This is a genomic window from Chromobacterium sp. LK11, from assembly GCF_001043705.1.
GTDB classification, from domain to species: domain Bacteria; phylum Pseudomonadota; class Gammaproteobacteria; order Burkholderiales; family Chromobacteriaceae; genus Chromobacterium; species Chromobacterium alkanivorans.
Map to the genome: position 1 here is coordinate 21345 of NZ_LDUR01000016.1, position 20676 is coordinate 42020.

Annotated in this window: 20 protein-coding genes; 10 read left to right on the forward strand and 10 right to left on the reverse strand. The window is 65.7% G+C overall.

All coding sequences use genetic code 11. The features are described 5' to 3' along the window. Positions 1-28 precede the first annotated feature (28 nt). The 5 genes from pilQ to VK98_RS10860 are packed head-to-tail and all read right to left on the reverse strand — an operon-like array spanning position 29 to position 4909. Positions 29-2143, reverse strand: a complete 2115-nt coding sequence (pilQ, locus tag VK98_RS10840; protein ID WP_048414052.1) for a type IV pilus secretin PilQ — start codon at positions 2141-2143, stop codon at positions 29-31. After that, positions 2140-2658 (reverse strand): pilus assembly protein PilP, encoded by a 519-nt coding sequence (locus tag VK98_RS10845; protein WP_048414053.1) that lies wholly within the window; start codon positions 2656-2658, stop codon positions 2140-2142. Before VK98_RS10845 ends, pilQ begins: the two co-directional genes overlap by 4 nt. A 12-nt stretch (positions 2659-2670) precedes the next feature. Further along, positions 2671-3285 (reverse strand): type 4a pilus biogenesis protein PilO, encoded by a 615-nt coding sequence (locus VK98_RS10850; protein ID WP_048414054.1) that lies wholly within the window; start codon positions 3283-3285, stop codon positions 2671-2673. Continuing rightward, positions 3282-3872, reverse strand: a complete 591-nt coding sequence (locus VK98_RS10855; protein ID WP_048414055.1) for a PilN domain-containing protein — start codon at positions 3870-3872, stop codon at positions 3282-3284. Before VK98_RS10855 ends, VK98_RS10850 begins: the two co-directional genes overlap by 4 nt. Beyond that, a complete protein-coding gene (locus tag VK98_RS10860) occupies positions 3872-4909 on the reverse strand; it encodes a pilus assembly protein PilM (RefSeq protein WP_231589255.1) in 1038 nt (345 codons plus the stop codon). Before VK98_RS10860 ends, VK98_RS10855 begins: the two co-directional genes overlap by 1 nt. A 191-nt stretch (positions 4910-5100) precedes the next feature. On the opposite strand from VK98_RS10860, the gene VK98_RS10865 reads away from it, so the two are divergent. After that, on the forward strand, positions 5101-7464 hold the full coding sequence (locus VK98_RS10865) for a penicillin-binding protein 1A (RefSeq protein WP_048414057.1): 2364 nt from the start codon (positions 5101-5103) through the stop codon (positions 7462-7464). 60 nt (positions 7465-7524) lie between these two features. Here VK98_RS10865 and gdhA read toward each other — a convergent pair whose 3' ends face one another. After that, on the reverse strand, positions 7525-8865 hold the full coding sequence (gene gdhA / locus VK98_RS10870; protein WP_048414339.1) for an NADP-specific glutamate dehydrogenase: 1341 nt from the start codon (positions 8863-8865) through the stop codon (positions 7525-7527). Between the two features lie 398 nt (positions 8866-9263). Between gdhA and VK98_RS10875 the strand changes: the two genes are divergently transcribed. Beyond that, positions 9264-9620, forward strand: coding sequence for an NADH-quinone oxidoreductase subunit A (locus VK98_RS10875; protein WP_048414058.1), 357 nt, complete (start codon positions 9264-9266; stop codon positions 9618-9620). Between the two features lie 97 nt (positions 9621-9717). On the opposite strand, the gene VK98_RS10880 is transcribed toward VK98_RS10875, so the two are convergent. The 4 genes from VK98_RS10880 to cobA are packed head-to-tail and all read right to left on the reverse strand — an operon-like array spanning position 9718 to position 12507. Beyond that, positions 9718-10980 (reverse strand): hypothetical protein, encoded by a 1263-nt coding sequence (locus tag VK98_RS10880; protein WP_053077337.1) that lies wholly within the window; start codon positions 10978-10980, stop codon positions 9718-9720. Beyond that, the gene (locus VK98_RS10885; protein ID WP_048414059.1) at positions 10977-11189 is read right to left on the reverse strand and encodes a DUF2249 domain-containing protein; all 213 of its coding nucleotides are present in this window, start codon (positions 11187-11189) and stop codon (positions 10977-10979) included. The genes VK98_RS10880 and VK98_RS10885 overlap by 4 nt, the downstream gene beginning before the upstream one ends. Next, positions 11186-11614, reverse strand: coding sequence for a hemerythrin domain-containing protein (locus tag VK98_RS10890; RefSeq protein WP_048414060.1), 429 nt, complete (start codon positions 11612-11614; stop codon positions 11186-11188). Before VK98_RS10890 ends, VK98_RS10885 begins: the two co-directional genes overlap by 4 nt. Then, positions 11611-12507 (reverse strand): uroporphyrinogen-III C-methyltransferase, encoded by an 897-nt coding sequence (cobA, locus tag VK98_RS10895; protein ID WP_082158916.1) that lies wholly within the window; start codon positions 12505-12507, stop codon positions 11611-11613. The genes VK98_RS10890 and cobA overlap by 4 nt, the downstream gene beginning before the upstream one ends. Positions 12508-12597: 90 nt before the next feature. Here cobA and VK98_RS10900 point away from each other — a divergent pair, with 90 nt between their 5' ends. The 8 genes from VK98_RS10900 (at position 12598) to VK98_RS10935 (ending at position 20651) form a co-directional block, all read left to right on the forward strand. Further along, positions 12598-13089, forward strand: coding sequence for a cytochrome c (locus VK98_RS10900; protein WP_269473792.1), 492 nt, complete (start codon positions 12598-12600; stop codon positions 13087-13089). Between the two features lie 33 nt (positions 13090-13122). Further along, the gene (locus VK98_RS10905; RefSeq protein ID WP_048414061.1) at positions 13123-14550 is read left to right on the forward strand and encodes a cbb3-type cytochrome c oxidase subunit I; all 1428 of its coding nucleotides are present in this window, start codon (positions 13123-13125) and stop codon (positions 14548-14550) included. A gap of 40 nt (positions 14551-14590) precedes the next feature. Further along, complete coding sequence (locus VK98_RS10910; protein WP_048414062.1) at positions 14591-15166, forward strand: cytochrome c oxidase subunit 3; 576 nt, start codon at positions 14591-14593, stop codon at positions 15164-15166. A gap of 65 nt (positions 15167-15231) precedes the next feature. Further along, positions 15232-15486, forward strand: a complete 255-nt coding sequence (locus VK98_RS10915) for a cytochrome C oxidase subunit IV family protein (protein WP_048414063.1) — start codon at positions 15232-15234, stop codon at positions 15484-15486. 10 nt (positions 15487-15496) lie between these two features. Continuing rightward, entirely contained in the window at positions 15497-16300 is an 804-nt protein-coding gene (locus VK98_RS10920) for a CbbQ/NirQ/NorQ/GpvN family protein (RefSeq protein ID WP_048414064.1), read from the forward strand. Between the two features lie 5 nt (positions 16301-16305). Further along, positions 16306-18135 carry a nitric oxide reductase activation protein NorD gene (locus tag VK98_RS10925; protein ID WP_048414065.1) on the forward strand — a complete coding sequence of 610 codons (1830 nt, stop codon included), beginning with the start codon at positions 16306-16308 and terminating at the stop codon, positions 18133-18135. A gap of 542 nt (positions 18136-18677) precedes the next feature. Then, entirely contained in the window at positions 18678-18890 is a 213-nt protein-coding gene (locus tag VK98_RS10930) for a DUF3079 domain-containing protein (protein WP_048414066.1), read from the forward strand. Positions 18891-18968: 78 nt separating this feature from the next. Further along, on the forward strand, positions 18969-20651 hold the full coding sequence (locus VK98_RS10935) for a nitrite reductase (RefSeq protein ID WP_048414067.1): 1683 nt from the start codon (positions 18969-18971) through the stop codon (positions 20649-20651). Positions 20652-20676 lie beyond the last annotated feature (25 nt).

Below are 20676 nucleotides of genomic sequence, written 5' to 3' on the forward strand. Positions count from 1 at the left end.
GCGCCCAGAGCGCTGCGTGGCCGGGGTTTTATTGATTATTGCCGCTCAGGTCCTCCACCACTCGCGGCGTGATGAAGACCAGCAGCTCGGTGCGGTTGTCGTACTTCTGCGAGCTGCGGAACAGCGCGCCCAAGAAGGGGATGTCGCCTAGCAGCGGCACTTTGTTGACGATGTCGCTGATCTGCTGCTGGTAGATGCCGCCGATCACCACGGTGCCGCCGTTTTCCACCAGCACCTGGGTGGTGACCTTCTTGGTGTCCAGCGCCGGGGTGCCGCCCACGGTCAGCGTCGGGCTGACGCTGTCCTTGTTTACCTTGATGTCCAGCATCACATGATTGTCCGGCGTGATCTGCGGTTTGACGTTCAGGCTGAGCACCGCTTTCTTGAACGAGGTGGAGGTGGCGCCGCTGGACGAGGCCTCTTGATAGGGAATCTCAGTGCCCTGTTCGATGGTGGCCTCCTGGCGGTCCGCGGTCATGATGCGCGGGCTGGAAATCACTCGTCCCTTGTTCTCGGTCTGCAGCGCTTGCAACTCCAGGCCGATGATGGCGGATTTGCCCACGGTGTAAAGCGCGGTTAGCGAGCCGGCGGGGTTGGTAATGGGTAGATTGATGCCGGGCTTGATGACGTAGGGGCTGGCGGTGGCGTTGTTTAGACGGCCATTGGCGTTGGTGATGGCGTTGTCCAGTCCTCCGCCGGAAATGATGCCGTTACTGGTAAAACGGTCATAGGACAGCTTGACGCCCAGATTGCGGCTCCAGTTGTCGGTGGCTTCGACGATGCGCGCCTCGATCAGCACCTGCTTCACCGGCACATCGGTCTTGCCTATGATGTCGCGGATCTTGTCTATGGTGCTGCCGGTGTCGTTGATGATCAGGGTATTGGTCTTGGGGTCGATCAGCGCGCTGCCGCGCTCGGTCAGAATGCTTTCCTTCTTGCCGGTGGTGTTCGTGCCGTCCAGCACCTTCTTGAAGTCTTCCGCCGAGCGGTAGCGCAGCACGAAGGTTTCCGAGCGCACCGGCTCCAGCGTGGCCAGCTGTTGCCTGGCTTCCTGCACCTGCTTGTCGCGCGCCAGCAACTCTTCGCGCGGCGCGATCTGGATGATGTTGCCGGCGCGGCGCTGGTCCAGGCCCTTGGTTTGCAGGATCAGATCCAGCGCCTGGTCCCAGGGCACGTCTTTCAGCCGCAGCGTGATATTGCCGTTGACCGAATCGCTGGTGACGATGTTGAGGCCGGTGAATTCGGCGATCACCTGCAAGACGGTGCGCACTTCGATGTTTTGGAAGTTCAGCGACAGCTTGTCGCCCTTGTACTGCGGTTTCTGATTGACGTCGGCGCTGGCGGCGGATTCCGGCGCCGGCCGGCGGATTTCGACGACCAGTTGGCCGTCGGTCTGGTAGGAGGAGAAGTCCCAGTCGCCCTGCGGCTGAATCTGGATGCGGCTGTTGCCGCCCTGATTGCGGGCGTCGATCTTGGACACCGGGGTGCCGAAGTCGGACACGTCCAGGCGGCGCTGGTTCTGCCTGTCCAGCTGGGAGCCGAGCACGTCCACCAGCAATTGCTTGCCTTCGCGGCGGATGTCGACCGGCGTATTGGCGGACGGCAGCTTGATCTCCACCCGGCCCTCGCCGTTCTTGCCGCGGCGGAAATCCAGCGCCAGCGGCTGAGCATTGGCGGCCTGGACCTGGCTTGGGCGCGCGGCGGCTTGCGGGCTGACGGCGGGACGCTCCACCGGCGTGGCGGCCTGGGCGGCGTTGCCCAGGTTCGGGTTCAGCGTGACCCGCAACGTGTTGCCGGACACGCTGCTGCTGTACAGCGCGTTGCGGCTCAGGCTCAGCACCAGCCGGGAGCGGCCGTTGGCTTCCACCGCCACCGCCGATTTGACCAGCGAGCCGCCGAAGTCTTGCTGCGGCTTGGCCATCTTGACGCTGGCGCCGGCGAAGTCGAAGGCGATGCGCGGCGGATTGGCGATGGCGAAGCTGTTGGGCTGGACGGCGGGGCCGTCGAAGCTGACCTGCAGCACCTGCTGATCGCCGTCGCCGTTGGCCAGCTGGATCGCGGTGATCGCCGGGCCGGCGTCGGCGAAACTGAACAGCAGGGCCAGGCCCAGCCCGGACAACAGTTTGATGGAGTGCTTGCTCATTTGTTTTGCCCTTGTTCGTCCAGGTACATGCTGCTGTTGCGCTGCACCCATTCTCCGTTCAAATCTTCCACGGTCTCAGTCAACTGAATGTCCGTATCGCCGACCTTCTTGATCTGGCCGAAATTGGGCCCGACGAAATTGCCGGCCTGAACGCGGTAGATCGCGCCTTCCGGCGTGCGCACCAGGCCGTAGTTGGCGCCGCCGCGGCGGATGACGCCGACAATCTTCAGCTTGTCCAGATCGTAGTTTTCCAGCGCTTCGCGCGGCCGCTTCATGTCCGGCGCGTTCGCCAGGTTCTGGTTCTTGGCCGCGGCGAGTTTCTGCGAATTGAAGGGATCGAGCAGGTCGAAGGCCTGGTAGGCGAACGGCCGGTAAGACTGCGCCTGGGGCAGCGGCTCGATCTGGCCGCGCAGGCCCTGGGTGCTGGTCTGCATCCACTGGCGCAGATCATCGGTGTCGCTGCTGCCGCAGGCGGCGAGCAGCAAGGGCAGTAAGCAAGCGAGAGTTCTTGTCATGGGCTTGGCGGCTCACTTATTGGGAGGGGCCGGCTGCGCGGCCCGCTCCTCGGGCTCCAGCGCGCGGAAGGTCTTGGCGGTGGCGTCCATGGTCAGGCGCGCGCCCTTGACGTCCGGCGTCAGGCTGATGTCGGCGATGGTGACGATGCGGGACAGCTGGGCCACATCGCTGACGAAGGCGGCCAGATCGTTATAGCTGCCGGTCAGGCGTATGGTGATCGGCACTTCCGCCATCTCGGCCGTCTTGATTTCCGGATTGGGCCGGAACAGCTCGAACTGTAGCCCGCGGCCGATGCCTGCCTGGTTGATCTCGGTCAACAGCGTGTCCATGTTGGACTTGGTCGGCAGCTGTTTGAGCAGGGCGCCGAAGGAGGCGTCTATCTCCTTCAGCTGCTGCTGCAGCGCGTCCAGGTTGACCGCCTGGCGCTTCTTGTCGACATAAGTCTGTTTCAGCTGCTCTTCTTGCTGCTTGGCGGCGTTGAGGCGGTCCAGTTCGTCGCTGAGCACGAAGAAATAGCCGAGGCCGACGAAGCAGGCGACCAGCAGCGCCAGCGCGATGGCCTGGCCTTGCAGCGGCCAGTTGGCGATGTCCTTGGGGTCCAGCGTGCGCAATTCGTCCAGCGTCATGGCTTGGCTCCGGGAGTGGCGGCGGCCTGGCCGGTTTTGGGCGGAGCGGCTTCGCGCAGGCTGCAGTTCAGGGTGAATTCATTGGCGCGCTGGCCGTTGATGTTGGAGGCCTTCACCTCGACCAGCACCGGCGCGTCAAAGACATTGGATTGCGCCAGGCTGCGCATATAGTTGGAAACCCGCGCGCCGGACAAGGCGTAGCCGGACAGCGAGAACTGGTTGCCGGCCTGCTTGAAGCTTTTCAGATAGACGCCGTCCGGAGTTTGCCGCACCAACTGGTCGAAGACGTGAACGCCCTCGTTGCGGCCCTGTTCCAGCCGTTCCACCAACTGCTTGCGCGACAGCAGATCGTCGCGCTGCTTTTTCAAGGTGCCGATATTCTTGATCTGGTTGTCCAGCGTGGAGATTTCGCCTTGCAGGAAATCGTTGCGTTGCTGCTGATGGGACAGGCGGCTGCCTATGATCAGATAGCTGAGTACCACCAGGGCCAGCGAGGCCACCAGGGTCAGCCCCAGCATCAGCTGGAAGCGCAGCCGGTGCGCGGCTCTTTTCTGTTCGCGGTGCGGGAGGAGGTTGATGCGTATCATCAGTCGAACCTCCGCATGGCCAGGCCACAGGCCACCAGCAGCGCCGGCGCGTCCATCAGCAATTCCTTCAGGCGGATATGGCTGGACTGCACCATGGTGCTGAACGGGTTGGCGATCATGGTGCTGATCTGGGTGCGGCCGGCCACCGCGTCGTCCAGGCCCGGCAGCATGCTGCAGCCGCCGGCCAGCAGGATGTAGTCGACGCGCAGGTATTGCGACACGCTGACCGTGGTGTAGAAGAACTGCAGCGCGCGCTGTATCTCTTGCGCCAGCGAGTCGACGAAGGGATGCATCAGCTCGGACTCATAGCCGTCCGGCAGGCTCATCCCGCGTTTGCCGCTTTCCGCCTCTTCATAGCTGATGCCGTAGCGGCGCTGGATGTCGCGCGTCAACTGCTGACCGCCGAACACCTGCTCGCGATAATAGACTTGCTGATTGTTTCGGATGACATTGCAGTGGATGCGGGTGGCGCCGATGTCGAACAGGGCGAAGGTCTGGTTCATGCCCTGTTCCGGCAGTTGCTGCTCGACCTGTTCGAAAGCCGTCATCATGGCGAAGGATTCAACGTCCACCACCTGGGCGCGCAGGCCGGCCATTTCCACCACCGCCACGCGCTCCTCCACTTTTTCCTTGCGGGCGGCGCAGAGCAGCACTTCCAGATCGTCGATGCTGGATGGGGCCGGACCCAGCACCTGATGGTCCAGGTTCACCTCTTCCAGCGGGAAGGGAATGCTCTGATTGGCTTCTGATTCGATCAAGTCCGCCAGGTTGTCGGTCTGGCTGACCGGCACCAGCAGCTTTTTGTAGATCGCCATCGCCGTGGGGATGGCGATGGCGACGTGGCGGGTGGGGCTGCCCAGCCGTTTCCAGGCGCGGCGCAGGGTTTCCGCGATGCCCTCGATGTCCACCAGATTGCCGTCGCTGATCGCGTCCTTGGGCAAGGATTCGATCACATAGCGCTCGACCTGGCAGTTTTTCCCCGAGCGAGACAGCTCCACCAGTTTGACGGCGGTGCTGCTGATATCCAGTCCCAGCATTGGAACATTTTTAGCCTTCCCCAATCCAAGTTGTTCAAGCCAGGGAGGGGCGGATTTGAGTTTGTCGATAAGCATCAGGTGCCTCGATTGGTCCTATGCGACAGTTTTTTGGCCTGTCGCTGCCATTGTTTGTCTTGCGTGCTTTCACAAGACGTTATAATCCGGTTTCCAGTGAAAGCCCATTTGTAAATATGCTAAGACGAATCCTTGCAATACTTGCAGGTCTGTTTCTAGGTGGAGCCGTATTGGTTGCTGGCGCAGGCGCCATTGCAATCATCATAACCTACCCGCGCTTGCCGAGTCTTGATGTACTGACGGACTATCGTCCGAAAATCCCACTTCGGGTATTTTCCGCCGACAACCAACTGATTGGCGAATTCGGTGAAGAACGACGTTCTTTTTCCCGCATCCACGAGGTGCCGCAACTGATGAAACAGGCGGTGATGGCGGCGGAAGACGAGCGCTTCTACCAGCACAGCGGCGTCGATTACGTCGGCGTGGTGCGCGCCGCGGTCGGCAACCTGGTGTCCGGGCACGCCCGTTCCGGCGCCAGCACCATCACCATGCAGGTGGCCAAGAACTTCTTCCTGTCCAGCGAGAAAACCTTCACCCGCAAGTTCAACGAAGCGCTGCTGGCCTTCAAGATCGAACACACGCTGACCAAGGACCAGATCCTCGAGCTGTATTTCAACCAGATCTATCTGGGCCAGCGCGCCTACGGCTTCTCCGCCGCGGCCCAGGCGTATTACGGCAAACCGCTGGCGGACCTGTCCGTGGCGGAAATGGCGATGCTGGCCGGCCTGCCCAAGGCGCCGTCCGCCTACAACCCCATCGTCAACCCGGACCGAGCCCGTCTGCGTCAGCAATACGTGCTGCGCCGGATGCGCGAGCTCAACTTCATCACCCAGGAACAATACGACGCCGCCATGGCCGAGCCGATGAAGCTGGCCAGCCAGAGCGCGGACAGCAGCAGCCAGCCGGCGCAGTACGTGGCGGAAATGGTGCGCCAGGCGATGTACGAACGCTATCGCGAATCGGCGTACACCGAAGGCTTCAAGGTCTACACCACGCTGGACAGCCGCCATCAGAAATGGGCCTACGACGCCCTGCGCGCCGGCCTGGTGGATTACGACCGCAAGATGGGCTATCGCGGCCCGGAGAGCACGGTGGAACTGTCCGGCGCCGAAGGCGAACAGCAGACCGAAGCGCTGGACGACGCCATCAGCGAACTGCGCGACAGCGGCGACATGCTGCCGGCCATCGTGCTGTCCGCCAGCCCGTCCGAAGTGCGCGCCTATATGCGCGGCGGCAAGGTGGCGGTGATCAAGGGCAACGGCCTGGACTTCGCGCGCCGCTCGCTGGGCGGCAAGGTCAGCGCCGCGCAGCAGATCCGCCGCGGTTCGGTGATCCGCATCCGCGCGCATGAAAAAGGCTATTGGGAAATCGTGCAGATGCCGGAAGTGGAAGGCGCCTTTGTGTCCATGGACACCCGCACCGGCGCCATCCGCTCGCTGGTGGGCGGCTTCGACTTCAACCGCCGCAGCTTCAACCACGTGACTCAGGCTTGGCGCCAGCCCGGCTCCACTTTCAAGCCCTTTATCTATTCCGCCGGCATTGAGCGCGGCCTGACGCCGTCCACGATGATCAACGACGCGCCGCTGTCGGTGGTGGGCGCGGACGGCCAGCGTTGGGAGCCCAAGAACGACAACGGCAAATTCGCCGGCATGATCACCATGCGCAGCGGCCTGACCCAGTCCAAGAACCTGGTGTCGGTACGAGTGCTGATGGCCACCGGCACCGATTACGCCCAACAGTACATCCAGCGCTTCGGCTTCGCCGCCAAGCAGCACCCGGCCTATCTGACCATGGCGCTGGGCGCCGGCGCGGTGACGCCGCTGCAAATGGTGGAGGGCTACTCGGTGTTCGCCAACGGCGGCTACCGCAGCAAGGGCTATTTCATCGACCGCATCGAAGACCAGTCCGGCCGCGTACTGGCCAAGACCGTGCCCACGGTCGCCGGCCAGAACGCGCCGCAGGCGATAGACCCGCGCAACGCCTTCATCATGAGCTCCATGCTCAAGGACGTGGTGCGCTACGGCACCGGCTACCGCGCGATGAGCCTGGGCCGCACCGACCTGGCCGGCAAGACCGGCACCACCTCGGATTGGAAGGACGCCTGGTTCGTCGGCTACAACCCCAATCTGGTGGCCGCCGCCTGGGTGGGCTTCGATCAGCCGCGTTCGCTGGGCCGCTACGGCTACGGCGGCACCGCCGCGTTGCCGGTGTGGATCAACTACATGGCCAACGCGCTCAAGGGCCAGCCGGAAGTGGACATGCCGGTGCCGGAGGGCATCGTGGTCAAGGCCGGCGCAGGCCAGCGCGGCGGCGACGAGTACTACTACGAAGAGTTCCAGAAAACCAATCCGGAGCTGAAAGTGGACAACCACGGCGCGGTGCCGGGCGCGGGCGGCGACGCCAGCGGCGGCGCCAGCGAGACGCCGGACAAGCCGGCCGCTCAGGACGCGGTGGAAAACGTCAAAGACCAGCTGTTCTAGAAACGTGTTCCATTCAACGCTGCATAGCCCCGCCTTCCGGCGGGGCTTTTTCGTGTTCGCTCAGATCACGCCTTGCGCCAGCATCGCCGCCGCCACCTTGCCGAAGGCCGCCACATTGGCGCCGCGGGCGTAGTCCACCGTGCCGTCCGGCTGGCCGCCATGGCGCGCGCAGGCCTCGTGAATCTCCTCCATGATGCGGCGCAGCCGGGCGTCCACCTCCTGCGCGCTCCAGGGCAGATGGGTGGCGTTCTGGCTCATCTCCAGGCCGGACACCGCCACGCCGCCGGCGTTGGACGCCTTGCCGGGCGCGTATAGCGCGCCGGCGCGTTGGAAGCGCTGCGCCGCCTGGGCGGAGCAGGGCATATTGGCGCCTTCCGCCACGCAGAAGCAGCCGTTGGCCAGCAAGGCCTCCGCGTCGTCGGCGTCCAGCTCGTTCTGGGTGGCGCAGGGCAGCGCGATGTCGCAGCGCAGACGCCACGGCCTCTGTCCGGCGAGAAAGTCCAGGCCGCGGGCGGCGGCGAAAGCGGCCAGCCGGCCGCGGCGCTGATTCTTGTGTTCGAGCAGCGCCGCCAACAGCTCGGGGCTCAGACCGTCCGGCAGGCTGAGCGTGCCTTCCGAATCCGACAGGCTGACCACCTGGACGCCCAGCGCCAGCAGCTTTTCCGCCGCGTACAGCGCGACATTGCCGGAGCCGGACAAGGCCGCCTGTTTGCCGGCCAGCGTCTGGCCGCGCGTGGCCAGCATGCGCTCGACGAAATAGGCCAGGCCGTAGCCGGTGGCTTCCGGCCGCATCAGGCTGCCGCCATAGCTGGGCCCCTTGCCGGTGAACACCCCGGAAAACTGATTGCTCAGCCGCTTGTGCTGGCCGAACAGATAGCCGATCTCGCGCGCGCCCACGCCGATGTCGCCGGCCGGCACATCGGTCTCGGCGCCGATGTGGCGGAACAGCTCGCTGGCGAAGGCCTGGCAGAAGCGCATCACCTCGCCCTCGCTCTTGCCCTTGGGGTCGAAGTCCGCGCCGCCCTTGGCGCCGCCCAGCGGCAGGCCGGTCAAGGCGTTCTTGAAGGTTTGTTCCAAAGCCAGGAATTTCAGCGTGCCCAGCGTCACCGAGGGATGGAAGCGCAGGCCGCCCTTATACGGGCCCAGCGCGCTGTTCATCTGCACCCGGTAGCCGCGGTTGACCTGGACGCGGCCGTGATCGTCTACCCAGGAGACCCGGAACAGAATGACGCGCTCCGGTTCCAGCAGCCGTTCCAGCAAGCCGTGGTCGAAGAGGTGCGGATGGCCGACGAGGAAATCGTCCAGGCCGTGCAGCACTTCCGCCGCCGCCTGGTGGAATTCAAACTGCTCCGGGTCGCGCAGGCGGACCCGGTCCAATAAAGTTTGCAGAGCATGATGCATGGACAAGACCTTTGGTGTGGCGGGCCGCGCGCGTGACGCCAGCCCTGTGTTGTCATGGGTCGAGAAAGAGCGATCTGCCTGCGCCGGAGTTTGATATGAGTTGTGAGCGAGGTGTCCGGCGAGGCGGCGGTATGTCTGGCTGGCCGCGGGTGGCGGGCGAGCTTGCCGCGGGGCGGCGAGGGCGGGCGCGTCCGATCGGACGCGAGGCCGTGGGCCGCGTCGCTCGGGGTGGCCGGGCGGCGCGGGAAGCCCCAGTGTAACCGATATCCCCGCCGCTCTCCCCCCAGCCTGGTCGTCATGACGGGTCGCTTTCCATCGGTATATTTTCCCTGGGGTGCAAACTTGGCGTTTGGGGGCGGTCTATCTCTTTTTCCAAACCATTCGGAGGAGTAGGCCCCATGCTGCAGAATTACTTTCCCATCCTGTTATTCATCGTCGTCGGGCTGCTGGTGGGAGTGGTGCCGCTGCTGATGGGCAAAATGCTGGGGCCCAACCGGCCGGATCCGGAAAAACTGTCGCCGTACGAGTGCGGCTTCGAGGCCTTTGAAGACGCGCGCATGCGCTTCGACGTCCGTTACTACCTGGTGGCCATCCTGTTCATCCTGTTCGATCTGGAAGTCGCCTTCTTGATCCCCTGGGCGGTGACGCTGAAGGAACTGGGCGGCTTTGGCCTGGGCGCGATGATGGTGTTCCTGGGCGTGCTGGTGGTCGGCTTCGTCTATGAATGGAAGAAGGGCGCTTTGCAGTGGGATTGACGCTGGCCTGAGCCCTTGTCCGAACCCGCGTCCGCAGCGTCGGCGCGGGTTTTGTTTTTGGGGGCGGCTCCGGCGGCTTCAGAAGCTGTTCAACGTCTCACGCCAAGGCGAGTCGGCCGGCGCGGTGGCGACGCAGCAAGGCTGCGGCCAGCCCGGCCCAGTAAAGCCCCAGGCCCAGCGTGGCGGCGAACAGCGGCAGGCGATAGCCGCCGAGGATCCAGGCCAGGCCGCAGCAGACCCAGACACCGTGCATGCCCAGCAGCCGGCGGTGGGAGGCCTCGCCCAGCAATTCATGGGTGGCCGGCAATTGCCGCCTGGGCAGGCCGCGCTGTTTCAGGTCCAGCCAGGCGAGGAAGGGCAGGATCTTGCCCTGCATGGACAGCACCGCGCCCAGGCCGAAGCCGCCCAGCCAGAGCCAGCCGGCCAGCATGGGCGGAGCTTCCGACAGCGGCAGCAGGCGCGCGGCGAGCGCGCAGGGCGCGGCCGCCGTCATCCAGATCAGGCTGGCTCGCCAGCCGCGGCGCAGGGGGTCGGCGCGGCGCTGGCTGCGCCGCAGCGCGTCCAATTGCCGCAGGCCCTGCCACAGCACGAACAGCGCCAAGGCGGCCAGCAGGCCGGAGACGACGGCGGGCGCGTCCCAGATCAGCGCGACGCCGCTCAGGCACTGCAGGCCGAACAACAAGGTCTCCCGCGGCAGCCGCCCCGTCGCCGGCGGCGGCGTGACCAGAAACATCGGGATCACCGTGCGCGCCACCGACAGCACCAGCAGCCATAGCCAGCCCAGCGTCGCCCACAGCACATGGTTGTCCAGCAAGGGGCCCAAGGGCAGCGCGACGCGGCCGCCCAGCAACAAGACCAGGGCCGCGCCAAGACAGGCGGCGACGGCCAGAGCGCACAGCGCCAGCCGCAGGCCCTGGCTGCCGGCGTCCCGCGCCGGGCTGCGCAGCAAGCCGCGCAGGCCGAACAGCGCCGGCGTCAGCAAGGCCGGCGTCAGCAGCGCGGCGCCCGCCTGCAGCCACAGCGGCGACAGACCCAGCTGGAAGCCGGCCACCAGAAGCGCGCAGCCGGCTTGCAAGGGCAGAAAACAAGCCAGCAGCAGCCGGCGCGGATGCGGAATCGGCACCCCCGCCGTCACCGCCAGCAATTGCCACAGGGACCCCAGCATCGCATTGCCCAGCACGCCCAGCGCCAGCGCGTGGGTCAGCGCCAGCACCTCGGGCAGAAAGCGCGAGGGCGCGCCGTCCGGCAGCATCGCCAACAAGGCCGCCGTCGCCAGCAGCCAGCAGGGCGCGGCCAGCATGTGGGCCAGCGGCAGCCACAGCGGCGGCGCCTGTTGGTAGTCCAGCCAGGCCTGGCTCATGGCCGGCTCAGAATCAGCACGACGCCGCCGTCTCCCGACAGTTCAAAGCGATACAGCAGGCCGGCTTTTTCCAGCATGGGCAGCAGCGGGGTGGGATGGTGGGGCAGCACCCAGGCGCGGCTGTCGCCGGGCCGCATTTGTTCGGCGGCGTCCAGGATGATTTCCATAGGTTCGGGCGGTGCCAGGTGGCGCAGGTCTTGCGGGGTCATGGCTGCGCGCCCTCCGCAATCAACTCCGCCATTTCCGGCAGCGCTTGCGCGCACATGGGGTAGAGCACGTTTTCTTCCTTCATATTGTGTTGCTGCATCAGGATGAGCAGGGTGTCGTTCAGGCCCAGGAAAGCTTGCAGATGCTGCGCGGCCAGCGCCTCGTCCATGTCCTCCAGCAAATCCCGCATGTCCTGATGCTCCATGCGCATGATGCGGGTCGGCCCCATGCTGCTGCCGCTGGCGGCTTCGAAAGCCGGGAACAGCGCGTCTTCTTCAACGGCGAAATGCGCTTCCATCTCCCGGCGGAAAGCCTGGAAATGGCTCAGGGCCAAGGGCCAGTCCTGCGCGCGGGCCGCGGTTTCGCAGTCGGCGAAGCGCGCGTCGCAGGCGCGGTGTTGCTCAACAAGGGTGTCGATGGCGCTCATGGCGTGTACTCGTGGGATGGAGCGCGCAGTATGGCCGCGGCGGCGGGGGCGGCAGAATGACCGGGATCAAGGAATCCCAAACCATGGCCCAGCGCCGCGCGCAGCGCCGCCAGCTCCTGATGCAGACGCACCACGCCGCCTATGATCAACAGCGCCGGCGCGCGCAGCCGGTATTGCTCCGCCAGCCGGCCCAGCTCGGACAAGCGGCCGCAGACGCAGCGCTCGCCCGGCATACAGGCCTGCTCGACGATGGCCACAGGCGTGTCCGGCGCGCGGCCGTGGCTCAGCAGCTGCTCGGCGATGTGGGCGGCCTCGCCCAAGCCCATATAGACCACCACGGTTTCGTCCGGCCCGCTGTCCGCGGTCCAGGCCAGCGCCGACACGCCTTCGCGGCGGTGGCCGGTGACGAAGCGGCAGCCCTGGGCGTAGTCGCGGTGGGTCAGCGGCAGCGCCAGGCTGGCCGCCGCGCCCAGCGCCGCGCTGACGCCCGGCACCGCCTCGCAGCGGATGCCGGCCGCCAGCAGCGCGCGCATCTCCTCGCCGCCGCGGCCGAACATGAAGGGGTCGCCGCCCTTCAGCCGCGCCACGCGCAGGCCCTGGCGCGCCAGCGCGATCATCAGCTGGTTGATTTCGGCCTGCGGCAAAGTGTGGCGGCTGGCGCGCTTGCCGACGCAGACGCGCCGGGCCGAGGGCGGCGCCAATTGCAGGATCTCGGCGTCTATCAGGTGGTCGTACAGCACCGCGTCGGCCTGGGCCAGGCGCTGCGCGGCGCGCACGGTGAGCAGATCGGCGCAGCCGGGGCCGGCGCCCAAGAGCGCGACGCTGCCGGGCGGAAAGGGCGGGGCGGCGGCGCTCAGTCCGGCGCGGGGAAGAGGGGTGACGGGGCGGATCATGGCGGTCTCCTTGCGGTTGGCGATGACGGATGGCGCCAGTGTAGGAAGGCGGACGGCCGGAAATCGTTGATTCGAATCAATGCTCCCGGGATGCCCGAATCCGTACAGTTCGGCCCGAGTACCGCGCCGGCGGTGCAAGCATTCGAGGAGGACATGATGAGCGCGAGCTTCACCAAATCGACCGCCCGCAATATTTTTTACGGCGGCTCGGTTTTCTTTTTCCTGTTGTTCCTGGGGCTGACCCTGGACACCACCCTGGCCCTGCCCAGCCATAACGCCAAGGCCCAGCTCACCGAGCAGGCGGTGCGCGGCAAGAAGATCTGGGAGACGCGCAGTTGCGGCGGCTGCCACACCTTGCTGGGCGAGGGCGCTTACTTCGGGCCGGAGCTGGGCAACGTCTACGTGCGCCGCGGCCCGGAATTCATCAAGGGCTGGATGCAGGCGATGCCAACCAACGCGCCGGGCCGCCGCCAGATGCCACAGTTCCACCTGAACCCGGCCGAGCTGGACGACCTGGTGGCCTTCCTGAAATACGCGTCGCAGATCAACACCAATAACTGGCCGCCCAATATCGAGGGCTGATCCCGTCCCATCCCTTTATCTTTGGAGAACACAATGAGCAACGCTACCGTGGCCACGCCGCCGCGCGGCGCGAGCGCAGCCGTCGCGCAGGTGCGCTACCGCTCGCAGGCCGTGGCCAAACCCTATTTCATCGCCGCCATCGGCCTGTTCATCGGCCAGATCGTGTTTGGCCTGATCATCGGCCTGCAATACGTGATCGGCGATTTCCTGTTTCCCGCCGTGCCCTTCGGCACCGCCCGCATGGTGCACACCAACCTGCTGATCGTCTGGCTGCTGTTCGGCTTCATGGGCGCCGGCTACTACCTGATCCCGGAGGAGAGCGAGCGCGAACTGCACAGCCCGCGGCTCGCCATCATCACCTTCTGGGTGTTCCTGGTGGCCGGCGCGCTGACCATACTCGGCTACCTGGGCCTGCCTTACCATGAGCTGGCCCGGCTCACCGGCAACGATTTGCTGCCCACCATGGGCCGCGGCTATCTGGAGCAGCCGCTGATCACCAAGGTGGGCATCGTGCTGGTGGCGCTGTCCTTCCTCTACAACCTGTCCATGACCCTGCTGGCCGGCCGCAAGACCAGCATCAGCATCGTGATGATGCTGGGCCTGTGGGGCCTGGCCGTGTTCTTCCTGTTCTCCTTCGTCAACCCGGACAACCTGGTGCTGGACAAGTACTACTGGTGGTGGGTGGTGCACCTGTGGGTGGAAGGCGTGTGGGAACTGATCATGGGCGCGATGCTGGCCTTCGTGCTGGTGAAAGTGACCGGGGTGGACCGCGAGGTGATCGAGAAATGGCTGTACCTGATCATCGCCATGACGCTGATCACCGGCATCATCGGCACCGGCCACCATTACTTCTGGATTGGCGTGCCGGCTTACTGGCAGCTGTGGGGCTCCATCTTCTCCGCGCTGGAGCCGGTGCCCTTCTTCATGATGACCCTGTTCGCCTTTAATATGGTCAAACGCCGCCGCCGCGAACACCCCAACCAGGCCGCCACGCTGTGGGCGCTGGGCACCGGGGTGATGTCCTTCCTCGGCGCCGGGGTGTGGGGCTTCATCGGCACCTTGTCGGTGGTCAACTACTACACCCACGGCACCCAGGTGACCGCCTCCCACGGCCACATGGCCTTCTACGGCGCTTACGTGATGGTGGTGCTGACCATGATTTCCTACACCATGCCGCTGCTGCGCGGCCGCGAGGCCAATTGCGCGCAGGCGCAGAAGGTGGAAAAAACCGCGTTCTGGGTGATGACCCTGTCCATCGTGGCCATCACTCTGTGCCTGACCGCCGCCGGCGCGGTCCAGGTGTGGTTGCAGCGCATGTCCGCTACGCCGCTGTCCTTCATGGAAACGCAGGAACGGATCATGCCTATCTACTGGGGGCGCTGGGTGTTCGGCATCAGTTTCTTCTGCGGACTGGTGTTGTACGTGATCAGCTTCTTCGTTACCGGCAAGCGCGAGGATTGACGGTGGCGCAAGCAAGGACGGCGACGCGGGAGGCCTTGGCATGGAGCTGAGCGCGCCGCCGGAGCGCCGCGTGCCGGGCGATCTGGCGATGTGGTGTTTCATCCTGGCCGAGCTGGCGGTGTTCGGCGTGTTCTTCCTGGCTTACGCCTGGGCCCGCCGGCAACAGCCGGCCTTGTTCGCGGCAGGGCAGGGCGAACTGGAGCTGGGCCTGCCCACGCTCAACACCCTGCTGCTGCTGGCCGGCAGCGCCGCCATGCTGGCCGCGCTCAGCGCCTTTTCCGCCGACCGGCAGCGCGCCGGACGGCGCTGGCTGGCGCTGACCCTGCTGGCCGGCGGCGGCTTTCTCGGTTTGAAAGGCTATGAGCTGGTGGGCAAGGCCTTGCAAGGGATTACCTTGTCCAGCAACGACTTCTGGATGTTCTACCTGTCGTTGACGGTGTTTCACTTCCTGCACGTGGTGTTGGGCATGGTGATCGTGGCGGCGGTGTGGCGGCTGGCCCGCGACGGCCGTTACCAGCCGGGATCGATGGACGAGGTGGAAACCGCCGCCGCCTACTGGCATATGGTGGATCTGGTGTGGTTGCTGTTGTTCGCCCTGGTCTACGTGGCGAGATAGAACGCCCGCGCAAAGCCTTATTTCGCATCAAGGCGGCCGCCGCGCCGCATCGGCATCATGCCCTCATGACTCATCCCACTCCTCTCGCGCAAACCGGCCTGTGGCTGTTGTTGTCCGGGCTGACCCTGCTGGCCGCCTGGCTGGCCGAAGGCGGCCGGCCGCCGCATCTGGCGCTGATCGCGCTGGGCCTGGCCTGGCTCAAGGGTGTGTTGCTGGTGGAGCGCTATATGGGCTTGCGCGACGCGCCTCGCTGGCTGCGCGCGCTGGTGCAGGGCTGGCTGGCGCTGGTGTCGGCCGCGCTGCTGCTCAGCTTTATCTGAAGGAACGCCGATGAACGCGCCTGAACTCCTGACTATCCCCGTCCCCTTCTATCAGCCGCAAGGCGCCGAGTGCGAGCTGTTCGAAGCCGCCTGGCGCCAGCAACTGCCGGTGCTGATCAAGGGGCCCACCGGCTGCGGCAAGACCCGCTTCGTCGCCCATATGGCGGCGCGGCTCGGCCTGCCGTTGATCACCGTCTCCTGCCACGACGACCTGAGCGCCGCCGACCTGGTGGGCCGCCACTTGATCGCCGACGGCGCCACCGTCTGGTGCGACGGCCCGCTGACCCGCGCGGTGCGGATAGGCGGCATCTGCTACCTGGACGAAGTGGTGGAAGCGCGCAAAGACACCACCGTGGTGCTGCACCCGCTGACCGACGACCGCCGCATCCTGCCGGTGGAACGCACCGGCGAAGTGCTGCAAGCGCCGCCGGGCTTCATGCTGGTGGTGTCCTACAACCCCGGCTACCAACACGTGCTGAAAACGCTGAAGCCCAGCACCCGCCAGCGTTTTGTCGCCATGAGCTTCGATTTTCCGCCGCCGGAAGTGGAAATCGGCGTGCTGATGCTGGAAAGCGGGGTGGGCGAAGCGCTGGCGCGCCAACTGGTGACGCTGGCTGGTCAGTTGCGGCGCTTGTCCGGCTACGACCTGGAAGAAGCCGCCAGCACGCGGTTGCTGGTGTACGCCGCCAAGCTGATCCAGGCCGGCCTGCCGCCCTGGCAAGCCTGCCGCACCGCGCTGGCGGAACCGCTGAGCGACGACGCCGACACCGTGGCGGCGCTGCTGGCGGTGATCCAGACCCAATTCCCCGGCTGAGCGGCATGGAAGACATTGTCGGCGGCTGGTGGGACAAACTGGCGCGGCGCGCGGCGCGGCGCGGCTTTCCGGAATACGCGGCGGAGCTGGCGCAAGTGACGGCGCAAGCGCCGCTGTTTTTCCGCGCCATGGGCGGCGACCCGGCGCTGGCGCTGCGCACCACCGTGGGCACCGAGCACGGCGCGCGGCGCGGCTGGCTACAGCGGCTGGCCGGCACCGGCGCGCGGGTGGAACTGGCCTGGCGCGACAGCCAGGCGCTCTATCTGCCCGAGCGCATCGATTGTTTTCCCAGCGCGGCCCTCAACCGCGACTGCTACTTCTGGCTGCTGGCCCAGGCCGCCTACGCCGCCGACTGCGACGGAGACTGGCTGAGCCGCAACCGCCTGGCCGCGGCGCGCGCCTTGGCGGACATGCCGGGCCTGGCCGCCGTTTACCGTCGGCTGGCGGCGGCCGCCTTGGCGCAGCGGCCGAACCCCTCCGACCTGCCGCCGGCGGAAGCCGCGGTGGAGCGCGCGATACAGGCGGCGTTGAGCCGGCCGGAGCAGGCGGTGACGCTGCCGCCGTTGAGCCGGCCGCCGCAGCCGGTGCCGCTGTGGTTGCATCCGGAACCGCCGCTGACGGAGGCCGAAGGGCAGGGCAGCCGCCACGCCGACGGCGAACGCGGCGGCGGCAAGGACGCCCAACGCCAGCGCCGCCGCTATCGCGCGCGGCGCATGGAACAGGACCAGCGCAAGAACGGCATGCTGATGGTGTTCCGCGCGGAAAGCCTGTTCACCTGGGACGAATACGTCAAGGTCAACCGCCACAATGACGACGACGATGACGGCAACGGCGAAATCGCCGCCGAAGACATGAACCGGCTGACCCTGGGCCAGGACGCCCATACCCGCGGCAGCCGGCTGCGCTTTGATCTGGACCTGCCGGCCGCCGCCTACGACGACACCCCGCTGGGGCCGGGCATCAAGCTGCCGGAATGGCACTGGAAGCGGCAATGCCTGGTGGAGGACCACTGCCTATTACGGCCGATGCTGCCGCGCGACGCCGCCCCGGCTCCGTTGCCGGAGCGCTTGCAGCCGCTGGCGCGCCGGCTGCGGCGGCAATTCCAGTCGCTGGCGCCGGAGCGCCGTCGGCGCAGCGGCGAAACCGCCGGGCCGGATATCGACCTGGACCGGCTGATCCGCTTCCTTGCGGAACGGCGCGGCGGCGCGGCGCTCAGTGAGCCGGCGCTGTACCAGGACTGGCCGCCGGGCGAGCGCAGCCTGGCCTGCCTGACCCTGGCCGATCTGTCGCTGTCCACCGAAAGCTGGCTGGGCGAAACCGGCCGGGTAATCGACGTGATCCGCGACAGCCTGCTGCTGTTCGCCGAGGCTCTGAGCGCCAGCGGCGACGACTTCGGCCTGTACGGCTTTTCCTCGCTGCGGCGGCAGGAAGTGCGCTTGCAGATCCTCAAAGACTTTGCCGACTGTTACGACGACGCCGCCCGCGGCCGCATCCTCGCCATCCGGCCCGGCTACTACACCCGCATGGGCGCGGCCATCCGCCAGTGCACCCGCATCCTGAGCCAGCGGCCGGCGCAGCGCCGTTTGTTGTTGCTGATCTCGGACGGCAAGCCCAATGATCTGGACCACTACGAAGGCCGCTACGGCATAGAAGACACCCGCCAGGCGGTGCTGGAAGCCCGCCGCGCCGGCCTGACGCCGTTCTGCGTGACCATAGATCGCGAAGCGGGCGACTACCTGCCGCATTTGTTCGGCCGCAATGGTTATGCGCTGGTGCGGCAGGCGGAGCGGCTGCCGCAGGCGTTGACCAGGCTGTATGCCAGCCTTACCGCATGAACGCAGCAAACAAAACCCCTGATGCTGCGTTGCGCCGACTTGCCGTACTCAATGTACTGTCTGCGTCGGCGCGCCTTGCCTCAGGGATTTTGTTAGCCGTTCTAGTGGGCTGAATGGCCATTGTTTGATGTCGCGCCAAGTCCATCTGCGCTACGCATGGCATGGTTCCGTTTCTTTTTCACGTTCCCGAGGGGCGGGTTAAGAGACGCAGGCAAATACGAATTCGACGCGCCCCAGCTCCCTTCAAGCCTGCCGACGGGTGGCAGGCCCGAGGTTTTAAGCGGCTGCTTGTTCGAGCACCGCGATGTTAGCGCGCCATCACTGAGCGAATCAAAGATTCGCACGTAGAGAGTTCAGCCGCGCCTCGGGACTGACGGGAACCGGCGGGAAGCCGTAGGCCAGGCTTGCAGGGCGGCCTTTAGGGTAAAGGGAGATTTGGCCGCGCAAATCTCCCTTTCCGTTTGCCGGGCGGAACCGGCCCTAAATCATCATCCGCGAAGCGGATTCGAAAATGATGAACATCGCGAACACAGAAGGATTCCATGGCCAAAAAATTCCCGCTGCACCCCGCCCACCCCGAACGCATCTGCTGGGGCTGTGACCTCTATTGCCCGGCCAACTCCCTGCAATGCGGCAACGGCTCCAGCCGCACCCAACATCCGGCGGAAGTGCTGGGCGACGACTGGTATCAATACGGCAACTGGGGTCTGGAAGATTCCCCGGTCACCGGACAGGACGGCTCCGGCAAGCGTTGATTCGAATCAAGGCTGTCCATATGCGTCCGGGATGATCATGCTCGCAAAAGGGTTATTCCTAACGCTGGAGCGCATGCCATGAAGTCTCCTAAGCAGTCCCTGTTCACCAAGGGCGCATTGCTGGCCCTGTTGCCGCTGGCCGCGGCCCCCGTCTGGGCGGACACCGCCGCCCCGCCCGCCGGCGAGGCGATGCATCAGAACGCCAATGCCAAAGCCCCGCCGATGACCGAGGCGGAATTCACCCGCGGCAAGCAAATCTACTTCGAACGCTGTGCCGGCTGTCACGGCGTGCTGCGCAAAGGCGCCACCGGCAAGGCGCTGACGCCGGACATCACCCTGGCGCGCGGCACTGAATACCTGAAAACCTTCATCAAATACGGCTCCCCGGCCGGCATGCCCAACTGGGGCACCTCCGGCGAATTCAACGATCAGCAAGTGGACCTGATGGCGCGCTACGTGCAGCAAGAGCCGCCCACCCCGCCGGAGTTCGGCATGCAGGACATGCTGGCCACCTGGAAAGTACAAGTGCCGGTGGACAAGCGTCCGCGGCGCAAGGAAAACCAGCTGGACATCTCCAACCTGTTCTCCGTCACCCTGCGCGACGCCGGCGAAATCGCGCTGATCGACGGCCACAGCAAACAGATCGTCAGCGTGATCAAGACCGGCTACGCCGTGCACATCTCCCGGCTGTCGAAATCCGGCCGCTACCTGTACGTGATCGGCCGCGACGGCAAGATCAACCTGGTGGACCTGTGGATGGCCAAGCCGGACAGCGTGGCGGAAATCCGCATCGGCCTGGAAGCGCGCTCGGTGGAAACCTCCAAATACCGCGGCTACGACGACAAGCTGGCGGTGGCCGGCGCTTACTGGCCGCCGCAATACGTGATCATGGACGGGGCCAGCCTCAAGCCGCTGAAAATCGTCGGCACCCGCGGCATGACGGTGGACAACGAATACCACCCGGAACCGCGCGTGGCCTCCATCGTGGCCAGCCATTACAAGCCGGAATTCGTTGTCAACGCCAAGGAAACCGGCAAGATCATGATGGTGGACTACTCGGACCTGGCCAACCTCAAGACCACCACCATAGACGCCGCCAAATTCCTGCACGACGGCGGCTTCGACGCCAGCGGCCGCTACTTCATGGTGGCCGCCAACGCCTCCAATAAAGTGGCGGTGGTGGACACCAAGCTGGACAAGCTGGCGGCGCTGGTGGACGTGGGCAAAACCCCGCACCCCGGCCGCGGCGCCAACTTCACCGATCCGCAATACGGGCCGGTCTGGGCCACCAGCCACCTGGGCGACGACAGCATCAGCCTGGTGGGCACCGATCCGGAGAAACACAAGGCCCAGGCCTGGAAAGTGGTGCGCACGCTCAAAGGGCAGGGCGGCGGCTCGCTGTTCATCAAGACCCATCCGCAATCCGCCAATCTGTGGGTGGACACCGTGTTCAACCCGGACGCCAAGCTCAGCCAGAGCGTGGCGGTGTTCGACATCAAGCACCTGGACAAGGGCTTCTCCATGCTGCCGATAGGCGAATGGTCCGGCCTGAGCGACGGCGCCAAGCGCGTGTTGCAGCCGGAGTTCAACAAGGCCGGCGACGAAGTCTGGTTCTCAGTCTGGAGCGCCAAGGACAAGCAATCCGCCATCGTGGTGGTGGACGACAAAACCCGCAAGCTCAAGGCCGTGATCAAGGACCCGCGCCTGATCACCCCCACCGGCAAATTCAACGTCTACAACACCCAGCACGACATCTACTGACCCCGCCAGCACGCCCGCCGGGTCA